The organism is Natronomonas moolapensis 8.8.11 (assembly GCF_000591055.1).
In the GTDB taxonomy this organism is placed as follows: domain Archaea; phylum Halobacteriota; class Halobacteria; order Halobacteriales; family Haloarculaceae; genus Natronomonas; species Natronomonas moolapensis.
The window spans coordinates 618,273-630,145 of sequence record NC_020388.1 but is presented as its reverse complement, the minus strand read 5'-3'; the positions used below and the strand labels follow the sequence as shown (position 1 = coordinate 630,145).

The following is an 11,873-nucleotide window of genomic DNA, read 5'->3' as shown; positions in this document are numbered from 1 at the left end:
GGTGGGGGGCGTCACTAAGGGTTTCGGACGGCGCTCACGCGTCGTCGAGGCGCTCGCGGCCCTTGGCGGTCAGCCGGTACGTGCCGCCGATGGAGGCGATTGCGATGTACCCGTCGGTCTGGAGGTCATAGCACTGTCGGTCGACTGTGACGGGATGTCGGCCGAGCGCCTCGGCGAGCCCGGCGACCGACCGCCGGTTTCCCGAGGCGAGCGTCTCCAGGATTTCCCGTTCGAGGCCCTGCTGCATATATCCGTTCGTTCCACGCTGCCCTCCGACATCAGAGTTGTGCCCGCCGGCGCGCACCCGGACGACGACCCGCCGGAACTGTCGCTTCGTGAGCCACAATTTTTAAGTTGCGGGAAAAACAATACCTATATCGAAAACGAGTTTTCCGAAATCAAAAACTAATCGATGATGACCGACTCTACTGTCAGACGGCGACGAACGGAACGCGAGAACGAATCAGCGGCGGAGGAGAGCAACGAGAGCGAACGCACCGAAAACGAACGCGAGGCGGGCGAGGACGAATCGGAGCTGGTCTGTCCGGAGTGCGGCGGCCGACTCACCGCCGATTCGGAGCACGGCGAGACGGTCTGTACCGAGTGTGGACTCGTCGTCGAGGAGGACGAGATCGACCGCGGGCCGGAGTGGCGCGCCTTCGACAGCGCCGAGAAGGACCAGAAATCCCGCGTCGGCGCCCCCACCACGAACATGATGCACGACAAGGGGCTCTCCACCAACATCGGCTGGCAGGACAAAGACGCCTACGGGAACTCGCTGGGATCGAGACAGCGCCAGAAGATGCAGCGACTCCGCAAGTGGAACGAGCGCTTCCGCACGCGGGACTCCAAAGAGCGCAACCTCAAACAGGCCCTCGGCGAAATCGACCGCATGGCCTCCGCGCTCGGCCTCCCCGAAAACGTCCGCGAAACCGCCTCCGTCATCTACCGCCGCGCGCTCGACGACAACCTCCTCCCCGGACGCTCCATCGAAGGCGTCTCCACCGCCGCGCTGTACGCCGCCGCAAAGCAGGCCGGAACGCCGCGCAGCCTCGACGAGGTCGCGGGCGTCTCCCGCGTCGAAAAGAGCGAAATCGCCCGCACCTACCGCTACGTCGTCCGCGAACTCGGCCTCGAAATCGCGCCCGCCGATCCGAAGAGCTACGTGCCGCGCTTCGCCAGCGACCTCGATCTCTCCGAGGAGGCCGAACGCCGCGCGCGCCAGCTGCTCGACGGGGCCCGCGACGCCGGCGTCCACTCGGGGAAGTCGCCGGTGGGGCTGGCGGCCGCCGCGGTGTACGCCGCTTCGCTGCTCACCAACGAGAAAGTCACCCAGAACGCCGTCAGCGAGGTCGCGGACATCTCCGAGGTCACCATCCGCAACCGCTATCACGAACTGCTCGAAGTCGAACAGGACGCCGGGCGGTGAAAACGCGTTCGCGCGGCCGGTTCGCGAGCCTCGCGGATCGCAACTGTTTATATCCCAACGCTCGGGATTCCTCCGCCTGAAGGCGGAGGAGGGTGTCAAGCAGTCGTCGCGTCCGTGATCGGATCGATCCGGAAGACGTAGTCCTCCCCGGCCGAATCGAGGTTCGACGGGCTCTCTTCGTCGGTGTGGGCGCGACAGAGGTGTGCCTCCGCGCGAACGGTTCCCTGCCCGGTCTCCTCGCGGTAGCGCTCGGCGACGACGAACGACGCCTGCTCGTCGCACCCGCGCCGGTGGCACTCGTGGGGCGGGTCGGGGTACGCGCCGTCGCCGCGTTGGATGCCGCCGGTCGCGTCGTCCGCCTCCCCGTCGTCCGCCTCCCCGTCGTCCGCCTCCCCGTCGTCGGGCGGTTCGGCCTCCTCGCCGCGCTCTCGGTCCTCCGTGGCCTCTCGCTCGCGCTGTCGTTGCTCCGCCCCGTTCGCCCGTCTCTCTCGCCCCCGCTTGTCGTCCGCCATACGTTGTCCTCGATGCCCCGTCGCATAACACTGTGGGACGAAGTGACAGCCGTCCGGGGTCGATGAGCGCTACCACGAGGCGTCACTCCGGCCGGAGCGACTCGACGTACTGACCGAGGTGGTCGTCCATCCGCTTTTTGAATCCGGCCTGTCGAGCGAGGCGGTCGAACTCCCTGGCGAGGAGGCTGCCGTACTGGACGGCCTTTTTTTCGCGAGCACGGAGCGCTGCCGGGAGGAAGTCGGCGGCCCGCCTGAGCGCGACCTTTCGTTCGTCGCCGTCGACGAGCCACTCGCCGGGCAGCCGGAGCGCCGCCCCGACGACGCGGTCGGCGAGCAGCGGGACGACAGGCTCGACCCCGGCGGCCCGAAGCGCCAGCACGTCCCGTTCGAGCTGTCGGGGCAGCGTCCGGACCGTCTCGCGGGCCGCCCCCCGGACCGTGTCGGCCTCGACGCGGTGGTCCCCCGGGGCCTTGGCGATCTTCGCGTAGCCGCCGAATAGCTCGTCGGCACCTTGCCCGAGCGCGAGCCGGTCGTGGCCGTCGGCGGCGGCGGCCTCGGCGACCAGATACAACGGGAGCGCGATCTGGATGTCCATCGGGTTCGTCCGCCCCGTCGCCGCGGCGACCTCGGGGATCCCGCGCTCGATGTCGGCGTGGCTGAACTCGACGACCCGGAGCGTTCGTCCGAGCGCGTCGGCGGCCGAGCGCGCGGCCGCAACGTCGTGGCTGCCCTCGAAGCCCCCGACGTACAGCGGTCCCCCGATCCGCGCCGCGAGAATCGAGGAGTCGAGTCCGCCGGAGAAGGCGATCGGCGGCGATCCGGGGACGGCGTCGACGGAACGCACAACTGCGTCCCGGACGGCCGCGACGGCACGCTCGCCGTCCGCGCAGGGTTTCGGGTCGGGCAGCGTCCACAGTTCGGTATCCCCCGAGGCGTCGCGGGCGTGGCCCGCCGGCACCGGGTCGGGGTCGGCGAGGTCGGTCGGGTCGAAACTCCACGTCGCCGGGTCGTCGGCCGCCGAGAACAGCGGATACCGCCCGAGGACGTCCCGGACGAGCCGTCCGTCGATCCCGCCCGCGAAGCCGTCGGCCCCCGAAAGCGCCGTCCCGGACGCGATGGCCGCCCGGACCGTCTCGGGGGTCGCGCCGTCGATGCAGTTGGGGATGGCGTCCCCGGCGGATGCGTCCGTGCGGTCGGACGGCGCGTCGTCGTTCACCACGGCCACATCGACGCCAGTCGGCGCCTGACGCCACCGCCGAACTGTTGGACGCTTATGAACCACGGGGTCCGTTTGCCGACGACGCTCGTCCGTCCCTCGCGGATGGCGTCGAGGACGCCCTCCGCGCTCCGGTGGTAGGCGTCGACCTCCGTGACCGCTTGCCCGACCATCTCGGCGATGTGGGCGTCGCTACCGGCGGTCATCGGGAGCTCGCGGTCCGCGGCGAAGCGCTCGGCCTGGCGGTTAGCCCGCCCGGTGAACAGCCGGGAGTTGTACACCTCGATCGCGTCGGCCGCGGCGAGCTGCCCGCGGGTGATGTGGGCGGCGACGCCGTGTCTCGAGGACTGAAACGGGTGCGGTACCACGGCGATCCCGCCGAGGGCAGCGATCCGATCGAGCGTCGCATCGTAGCTCAATCCCGCCGGCACGAGCTCCTCGACGCCGAGGGCCAACACGTGGCCGGCGGCGCTGGATACCTCCATGCCAGGAATGCCGACGAGACCGTACTCCTCGGCGCTCGCCGCCGCCGCCAACGAGGCGTCGATTTCGTCGTGGTCGGTGACCGCGAGCGCGTCGAGTCCGACCGCCTCGGCCTGCTCTAAAAGCAACTCGACCGGGTCGCGCCCGTCGTAGGACAACTCCGAGTGTGCGTGAAGCTCGACCGACAACACGACTCGTGGTTCGACGGCTGTATTAAAAAGCCCGCCGGTCCCCGCGCTCGCCGCCACGGGCTGGGGCATCCACGAACGTGCGTATGGAAAGCGATTTATTCCGGCGAAAGGAGCATGTAGATGAATGAGTCTCCCCCCGTCGGACCGCGAACTCGTCACCGAAGCGCTGGGGCGCGATCCAACCACCGCCGAGAGCGCGCTGTTCGAGAACCTCTGGAGCGAACACTGCGCGTACCGCTCCTCGCGACCGCTGCTTGCGGCCTTCGACAGCGAGGGCGACCGGGTCGTTGTGGGGCCCGGGGACGACGCCGCCGTACTCGCGCTGCCGGACCCCGAGACGGGCGAGAACAGCGACACCTACGTCACGATGGGCATCGAGAGCCACAACCACCCCTCCTACGTCGACCCCTTCGACGGGGCGGCGACGGGCGTCGGCGGCATCGTCCGCGATACCCTCTCGATGGGCGCCTACCCCATCGCGCTCGCCGACAGCCTCTATTTCGGCGGGTTCGACCGCGAGCACTCGAAGTACTTATTGGAGGGGGTCGTCGAGGGCATCTCCCACTACGGCAACTGCATCGGCGTCCCGACGGTGACCGGCAGTGCCGCCTTCCACGACGGCTACGAGGGCAACCCCCTCGTCAACGTCGCCTGCATCGGCCTGACGGACGCTGACCGGCTGGTGACCGCCGAGGCCGAATCGCCGGGCAACAGACTCGTCCTCGTCGGCAACGCCACCGGGCGCGACGGTCTCGGGGGGGCGTCCTTCGCCAGCGAGGACCTGAGCGAGGACGCAGAGACCGAGGACCGACCGGCGGTGCAGGTCGGCGATCCCTACGCCGAAAAGCGTCTCGTCGAGGCCAACGAGGAGTTGGTCGACGCCGGCCTGCTCCGGGCGGCCCGCGATCTGGGGGCGGCCGGTCTCGGCGGTGCCTCCTCGGAACTCGTCGCGAAGGGCGGCCTCGGCGCACACATCGAACTCGACCGAGTCCACCAACGGGAGCCGAACATGAACGCGACCGAGATCCTGCTCGCCGAGTCCCAAGAGCGGATGTGTTACGAGGTCCGCCCCGACGACGTCGGGGCGGTCGCGGCCGTCGCCGAAAAGTACGACCTCGGCTGTTCGGTCATCGGCGAGGTGACCGACGGAAACTACGTCTGCACCTTCGACGGGGAGACCGTCGTCGACGTCGACGCCGAGTACCTCGCCGACGGCGCGCCGATGAACGATCTCGACCACGTCGACCCGGAACCGGGGACGCGGGACCGCCCCGCCCCCGACCTCGAGGCCGCCTTCGAGGCGGTCGTAAGCGCGCCCAACACGGCCTCCAAGGAGTGGATCTACCGGCAGTACGACCACGAGGTCGGTACCCGGACGGCACAGAAGCCGGGCGCCGACGCGGCGCTGTTGGCGATCCGAGAGGCCGGCGTCGGGCTGGCGTTCTCCTCGGGAGCCGACCCCAACTGGACCGAGACGGCCCCCTACGAGGGGGCCCGCGCCGTCGCCCTCGAGAACGCCACCAACCTCGCGACCACGGGGGCGACGCCGCTCGCGGCGGTAGACTGTCTCAACGGCGGCAACCCCGAAACGCCCCGCGTGTACGGCGGATTCCGGGCCATCGTCGACGGCCTCGCGGAGATGTGTGCCGACCTCGACGTGCCGGTGGTCGGGGGCAACGTCTCGCTGTACAACGACTCGGCCGCGGGGCCGATCCCGCCGACACCGACGCTCGCGATGGCGGGGACGAAGGCGGGTTACGACGCCCCCGGGATCGGCCTCACGGGCGAGGGCGAGTTGCTGGTACTCGCTGCCGGCGACGACCGCGCCCTCGGCGGGTCGGAACTGCTCGCGCAGTTCGGCGGGACGGATCGGTTCCCCGCGGTACCGGCCGCCGCGTCGGCGTTCGTCGGGGCGGTCGCCGACGTCGCCGAGCTTGAGGGCACGCACTCGGTCCACGACGTGAGCCACGGGGGGCTGGCAGTCACCCTCGCCGAGATGGTCGGCGAGGCGGGTGCGGACGTAACGCTCGAGGGCGACGCGCTCGAGGCGCTGTTTTCGGAGGCCGTCGGCCGGGTCGTCGTCGAGACAACAGCCCCCGACGCGGTCCGGGCGGCGGTCCCGGGGACCGTCGCCGTCGAACACATCGGCGAGGCGACGGCGGAGGGCCGTCTCGAACTCGCCGTCGGCGAGGAGACGCTCCGGTATGGCGCCGACCGGATCGCGGCGCTGCGGGACGTCCTCGAAGCCGACTTGGAGTGAGCGTCGCGCCGGCATACCACCGTGTGAGATACCACAACGCCCATTCGTTTCCGAACGATTAGAATCCGACAGACGGTGAGTCATTTATAAACGACACCCCGATGTGCGGTTTTGATTTGGTGGGCACTGTCTAGTTTAGCACCTCGTCAGCTGGCGTTCGTCCGTTGAGCGATTGATGCGGTCGTTGGTGGTTGTAGTAGTGTGTGAACTGTTCAACCCATTCACGTGCGCTTGACCGACTGCCGACCCATGAATTATGGAAGCGGTTGACCCGCATTTTGCGTGTGTGAAACCACTTTTCGATGAGGTTTCGGTTGACGTAATCAAGCCGACCGCTCAGTCCTAACCGAGCAATGGCAGTCTGATGGCCATAGCCATCGACGAGAAACACGGCGTCGGAGAGATCGTGGTTCTCGCGGAGTCCATGCAGAAACGCAGCCGCCGGATCGGTGCCATGTCGTCCAAACAATTGTACGTCGAGGATCAACTTCGTCTCGATGTCTATTGCAGCGTATAACCAAGACCACTCTCCATTGATTTTGACAGCAGTCTCGTCGACAGCGACCCGCGTCGACTGCGCCGACGGCGGGTCAGGAACGCTGTCAGCAACCCGATGTACCCAATTCCAAACCGCTCCGTGAGAGCGTTCTACGCCTAATTCAGCAAGAATCGTTGTTGTTTCTCTGAGTGAACAACCGGTCGCGTGGAGTCGGACAGCGAACGTCCTGATGGGCGTCGCCGTCCGCCCACGCTCCCAACATTCTTTTAAATCCGCCGCAAAACACTCGCTGAGCAGGTCTGCGAGCATCATCCCAAACTGCCTCAACGATCTGCTCGTTCCTCAAACTAGCTTAACTAGACAGTGCCCAAAATACGGTATCTGCCCGAATCAGATGTGAAATAAAGTATTAAAATCACTACGTAGAGGGTGTATGGTATATTCTATGACACACAATTCCAAGGCAAGAGTCGCTATCCTATACTACATCTCAATCAGCGATTGATTTAGTATCAAACGCGCGTCGGATATCACAGAAGCCTGGAGGGCGGCGACCCGCATTCACAGCATGGTTGGACTCCAACGAAAACAAAGCGACGAAACCGGTGTCCGAAGGAGAAAACAAGCCGTAGCTGGTCTCTACGGGTCGATTCCGTCGGCTATGAATCGTGCAAACTCTGGATGGGTCCGGGCGGGAACCATCCAGAACCTGCCGGACCGTCAGCAACCAGTTAATCACCGAGTAAGCGGCCAACGACTATGCTTAGAATACCCGACCTCCGAGGCTTCGGGAGCTAAGCTAATGTCAGACGATCTTGAACCGCTCGATCCACGAACCGCGAAACAAATGTACCTCGACGACCGCCGGCACGAACTCGCAGAAGCCACGCTCCAGTCTCACGACTACCGACTCAAACAGTTCACCCAGTGGTGTGAAGCTAACGAGATAGAGAATCTCAACGACTTCTCAGGTCGGGATATCCACCGTTTTCGCGTCAAACGTCGAGAGGAAGATAACTTAGCTACTGCCACGATGAAGGGGCAACTAGCTACCCTCCGGATGTTTCTCCGATTCTGTGCCAGTATCGATGCTGTCGAAGCAGGCCTTGATGGGAAAGTCATCCTGCCAACGACTACTGAAGAAGATGCACGCGATGAGATGCTGGACCCTGAACGGGCGCGTCAAATTCTGGCTCATCTTAAGCAGTACGAGTACGCGAAATTAGAGCACGTACTGTTCGAAGTACTGTGGCATACCGGCCTCAGAATCGGCGCTGCATGCGGCCTCGATGTGGATGATTATGATCCGGACGGACAGTACCTAGAGTTGGTCCATCGACCGGAGCCGGGAACGACTCTCAAGAATCAGGCACAGGGCGAGCGTCTCGTGGCACTAAGTGACCGTGTCTGTGACGTGCTTGATGATTGGCTTGCGGTCAACCATCCTGGCACGGTTGATGAACATGGTCGAGAACCGTTGTTCGTCACGCGGCATGGCCGGCTAAGCAGAAATCGAGGTCGGACGATTACGTATCAATACACCCGACCATGCGTGTACACTGACCAGTGTCCTCACGATCGCGATCTCGAGACCTGTGAGGCGCTTCAAACTGCTCAAGTACACAAGTGCCCATCAGTATTGAGTCCCCATCCGATTCGCCGCGGCTCGATCACACACCACCTCCGGGAGGATACGCCGAAAGAGATCGTCGGGTCACGAATGGATCTGGGATTAGATGTGCTTGACCGACACTACGATCAACGGAGCCCCGAAGAGAAACTCAAACAACGACGGCAGTATCTTCCCGATGAATAGGCCGTAGCCACCTTGCTAAACTTATACAGGACCGGTGTTGATAATCGTACTGTATGTGGAACGTGTTTCCACTTCAATATTCAAACCTGAGTGACACGTTCAAAAGCCCCAAACCCACCACCGCTTGAGGATTTAACTAAAGTTATAAATATGTCGATTATATGTATACGTTTGTGGTATCGACTTTGATACTTGGTGTGATCGCTGTCGGGGCAATTAGTTCAGTGATTATTGCAGTTGCCGTGTGGGAAGATGCTGCAAGACATGGTAATTCGCGACTTTGGGGAGTGGGAACGATGATCTTTGGCTTACCTGTTGGGTTTATTTATGTGTTGTTTAGAAACGACCAATCTGTTCCGGTATACCGCTGTGAGGATTGTAGAGCAGTATTTTATAAACAAAACACAATTGATAATCACGAGAAGCTTAGCGATCATAATATCGTGCTTGAAACAGAATAGGGATCACGTTTGATAACGTTTGCACGGTATTGTTAAGCAGGTTCTTTGCTGCTACGCTCTTGTGAAGTACATTGTTGATGGAACGCTGTCGGGCGATTCTGCAATCTGAATTGAACCCTTATTATAGATACGGAACGGCAACTATCACCGGCTGAAGTGTTGATTCCGCACCGCCGCGGCTAAACTAGAGCACCAATATCCACAATCTTTTTATAATAACGTTCAACGATGTCCTGCTTCTAGTCATCAAACTTATTTTACAGCACAAGAGTTCCTCCCTATGGGAATTGGGGATTCAATAGTTAGCTCTGAAAAAAAAATTCGTACCGTCTTCCTGGCAGCGCTCATGTTCCTGTGGGTCTTCGCAGGGACAGTAGCGTTTGCTGGCGGAGCCGCTGCGCTAACGTCCACGACTACGACATCAAATCTGGACATTAGTAGCAGCTCGCAGGCGCAGACAATAGAATTCACAGCAGAAGCTGGTACCGACTATGACTCAACAGCTAGCGGATCCGCACAAGTCACATTTAATATGACAGAAGCCGATTCTAGCCTCTCGGTCAGCTCAGTAGAGAATATCGATGGTAGCGCTGGCACAGCGATAGACTCGTCTTCGTCGAGTGTTTCCGGTGCTGTGACATCTAGCGTTGGATCAAATGGTGAGGTCGTAACCGTCACTATTGACGAGAGTGCTACTTCCGCATCCACTAGTATCACAGTGAATTTCGACATCACTGTTGACGCATCTAGTGCTACTGTCCAGTCCACCCAGTACACTTTCGAGAGTGATGGTGGTTCTGCTGGCAGTGGTGATACACAGACCTCATCTTTTGAGATTACCAACACAAACAACCCCGCCTTCGCTAATGCGGGTAATATCCAGCCAGGAGAGCTTCAGACTGGACAGAGCAGCACCACGCAGAGCATTGATCCGATTGAAGTAGACCTGCAACAGGAGGGCGGTACGGGATCCCCGGTCACCGTCAACGTTGACGTGTCCTCGCTGAGCAGCTCAGCGGGTGCCACACTATCTGGCAGTCCCGGCGCTGGCGTCGCAATCGGATCTGGCGACATCACCGGTGGTAGTGTCTCCGGAAGTCCGAGCTTCAGCACGAACACAATTTCGGTGGATGTCTCTCCTGACTCAGGAGTCAATTCGTTCACAATTGACTCGCTGCAGCTGACAAACATCGACACTACTACCGCTGGAACCGCCTTCGGCCTGACATACAGTGTTGATATCAATAGTGGTACTGCGAGTACTATTGGATCCTTTGATGTCACCAGTTCCGGTAGACAAGATCCCACAGCTGACGGCAGCGTCAACTACGATGCGCCCGGCACGCTCATCTTCCAAGGACAGGATGTCTACGTCTACGGTGACGACATCGACCCGAGTGGGAATAGTTACGAACTCCGTAGCGTCGAAGCTTTCGACGCCGGCAGTGTCGACGACAGCCAGTTCCAGAAGGCCCTCGATGTTGAGTCCGGAAGTGACTTCACGAGCGCAGCGAGCGAGTTCGGCTTCACGACTAGTACCGCAGCCGTCATCGAGATCGAAACCGACGACCTCGATGCAGGCAACTACTTCGTCGTCGATCAGAACGGCAACCTCCCGACTGACGGCCAGCTCATCCGATCGGGCACCTTCGAGGTCGGCGTCCAAGACCTCGAAACTGTCTTCGACGAAGAGGACATGCCGGTCCTGAACGACGACCTCACGGACTCGAACACGGAACTCGACATCGAGTCCTCGCGTGGCTCCTACACCCTCAACGTCACCGCCAACGGTGACCTCTCTTCAGAGGAACTATTCAATATATTTGCCCCGGAGACGGATCTTCAAACAGCACTAAATAATCGGGTCGATGAGGGGGTGGACGATTCAAGTGCTGGGTTTGGTCCATTCAATGCAGCAATATACACCACAGAGAATAGCAGAAGCGATGACAGAATCGCTCTGATAAACGTCCAGGATACTGAGAACGACGTTGACTTTACTGATATTCCGTCGGAGGACTACAACTTCAATTTTGACGTGACCGATACTGAGGCGCAAGCAAGCAGTACTGTCACTGTATTTGAAAACATTGATCAATCGAATCTGACGTACACATTCGAAATCCCCAACGATGGGGAGATGTACTCGCTTGGTATTCCCGGCGAAACGCAAGGAACACTTGCAGATATCGTCGATCCGACAGCGGAAGGATATACCGTATTTCGGTTCGTTGATGGGGAGTGGACACCAGTCACCGATTTTGAGAGCACCACACTCAACGCACTTGATGCGATTGCTATCGCAACAGAGGGGGCCAGTGGCCAACCAGACACCTTCTCGTTGGACGTTGAATTGGCTACGCAATCAGCTACCACAGTCCCGCCACAAGCATCGCTAACCGAAGGATGGAATTTTGTTGCAGCTCCCCAACGCGGTGATGCCGACACGGTGCTTGCAGTGCAACATTCGTTCTTGGTTCTTGATCGGTTCAATCAGCCATCGTCAGAGTATCTGCGAGGGGTTGGTAAGTTCAACACGCATTATATCGGCTCCGATTCACAGACCGTCTCTCCGTTCAAAGGGTACTACGTGTACGCTGAAGACGACACAACGCTTCCGGGAGTGCTGACTGGCGTCGAAACCAGAACTGACGTTGATGAGCAACTGAATCTGGATACGTTCTCGAACCCTCAGAATGCTCAAGACGAACTGGCCGAGGCACAGGCACGAATCAACGAGTTGGAGGATCAAAACGCCAAACTCGAGGACGAGGTCAGCGGGTTGGAGAGCGATGTCTCGGCACTCGAAAGCGAAAACGCGGATCTCGAAAGCGAGATCGACGATCTCGAAGCTGAACTCCAACAGTGTCGAGCGGAGGGGTCGTGAGTGAAACCTAATCCGACATGTCCCCAGGGGGTACCAAGCGCCCTGAAGATCCCTGCAAGGAACTGCTGGCAGCCGTCTTTGAAACCGATCAAGAGGCGAAGAAGGCGGCGTTCTTGCAC

The 11,873-nt window shown here is 61.1% G+C and carries 10 protein-coding genes; 5 read left to right on the top strand and 5 right to left on the bottom strand.

Translation table 11 applies throughout. The features are described 5' to 3' along the window. Positions 1–34 precede the first annotated feature (34 nt). Positions 35–247: a helix-turn-helix domain-containing protein gene (locus NMLP_RS03185; protein WP_049926081.1), complete on the bottom strand. Its 213-nt coding sequence runs from the start codon at positions 245–247 to the stop codon at positions 35–37. A gap of 168 nt (positions 248–415) precedes the next feature. On the opposite strand from NMLP_RS03185, the gene NMLP_RS03180 reads away from it, so the two are divergent. Next, positions 416–1,429, top strand: a complete 1,014-nt coding sequence (locus NMLP_RS03180; RefSeq protein ID WP_015408685.1) for a transcription initiation factor IIB — start codon at positions 416–418, stop codon at positions 1,427–1,429. 95 nt (positions 1,430–1,524) lie between these two features. On the opposite strand, the gene NMLP_RS03175 is transcribed toward NMLP_RS03180, so the two are convergent. The 3 genes from NMLP_RS03175 to NMLP_RS03165 form a co-directional block, all read right to left on the bottom strand. Further along, positions 1,525–1,941, bottom strand: coding sequence for a hypothetical protein (locus NMLP_RS03175; protein WP_015408684.1), 417 nt, complete (start codon positions 1,939–1,941; stop codon positions 1,525–1,527). A gap of 82 nt (positions 1,942–2,023) precedes the next feature. Beyond that, positions 2,024–3,094 carry an asparagine synthase C-terminal domain-containing protein gene (locus NMLP_RS03170; protein WP_049926670.1) on the bottom strand — a complete coding sequence of 357 codons (1,071 nt, stop codon included), beginning with the start codon at positions 3,092–3,094 and terminating at the stop codon, positions 2,024–2,026. 59 nt (positions 3,095–3,153) lie between these two features. After that, the gene (locus NMLP_RS03165; RefSeq protein WP_015408682.1) at positions 3,154–3,831 is read right to left on the bottom strand and encodes a PHP domain-containing protein; all 678 of its coding nucleotides are present in this window, start codon (positions 3,829–3,831) and stop codon (positions 3,154–3,156) included. Positions 3,832–3,955: 124 nt separating this feature from the next. On the opposite strand from NMLP_RS03165, the gene purL reads away from it, so the two are divergent. Continuing rightward, positions 3,956–6,091: a phosphoribosylformylglycinamidine synthase subunit PurL gene (gene purL, locus NMLP_RS03160; protein ID WP_015408681.1), complete on the top strand. Its 2,136-nt coding sequence runs from the start codon at positions 3,956–3,958 to the stop codon at positions 6,089–6,091. A gap of 130 nt (positions 6,092–6,221) precedes the next feature. Here the strand turns inward: purL and NMLP_RS14085 are convergent, their stop codons facing one another. Further along, complete coding sequence (locus tag NMLP_RS14085; protein ID WP_015408680.1) at positions 6,222–6,902, bottom strand: IS6 family transposase; 681 nt, start codon at positions 6,900–6,902, stop codon at positions 6,222–6,224. Positions 6,903–7,392: 490 nt separating this feature from the next. Between NMLP_RS14085 and NMLP_RS14080 the strand changes: the two genes are divergently transcribed. The 3 genes from NMLP_RS14080 (at position 7,393) to NMLP_RS03155 (ending at position 11,754) form a co-directional block, all read left to right on the top strand. Beyond that, positions 7,393–8,406: a tyrosine-type recombinase/integrase gene (locus tag NMLP_RS14080; RefSeq protein ID WP_015408679.1), complete on the top strand. Its 1,014-nt coding sequence runs from the start codon at positions 7,393–7,395 to the stop codon at positions 8,404–8,406. A gap of 161 nt (positions 8,407–8,567) precedes the next feature. Then, positions 8,568–8,867, top strand: coding sequence for a hypothetical protein (locus NMLP_RS14985; RefSeq protein WP_152024093.1), 300 nt, complete (start codon positions 8,568–8,570; stop codon positions 8,865–8,867). Positions 8,868–9,147: 280 nt separating this feature from the next. Continuing rightward, on the top strand, positions 9,148–11,754 hold the full coding sequence (locus NMLP_RS03155; RefSeq protein WP_015408678.1) for a surface glycoprotein: 2,607 nt from the start codon (positions 9,148–9,150) through the stop codon (positions 11,752–11,754). The last annotated feature ends 119 nt before the right edge of the window (positions 11,755–11,873 follow it).

Bases quoted from the DNA above. Each gene is read 5' to 3' on its own strand.
- NMLP_RS03185 (WP_049926081.1), bottom strand. From the start codon at position 247: ATGCAGCAGGGCCTCGAACGGGAAATCCTGGAGACGCTCGCCTCGGGA.
- NMLP_RS03180 (WP_015408685.1), top strand. From the start codon at position 416: ATGACCGACTCTACTGTCAGACGGCGACGAACGGAACGCGAGAACGAA.
- NMLP_RS03175 (WP_015408684.1), bottom strand. From the start codon at position 1,941: ATGGCGGACGACAAGCGGGGGCGAGAGAGACGGGCGAACGGGGCGGAG.
- purL (WP_015408681.1), top strand. From the start codon at position 3,956: ATGAGTCTCCCCCCGTCGGACCGCGAACTCGTCACCGAAGCGCTGGGG.
- NMLP_RS14085 (WP_015408680.1), bottom strand. From the start codon at position 6,902: ATGATGCTCGCAGACCTGCTCAGCGAGTGTTTTGCGGCGGATTTAAAA.
- NMLP_RS14080 (WP_015408679.1), top strand. From the start codon at position 7,393: ATGTCAGACGATCTTGAACCGCTCGATCCACGAACCGCGAAACAAATG.
- NMLP_RS14985 (WP_152024093.1), top strand. From the start codon at position 8,568: ATGTATACGTTTGTGGTATCGACTTTGATACTTGGTGTGATCGCTGTC.
- NMLP_RS03155 (WP_015408678.1), top strand. From the start codon at position 9,148: ATGGGAATTGGGGATTCAATAGTTAGCTCTGAAAAAAAAATTCGTACC.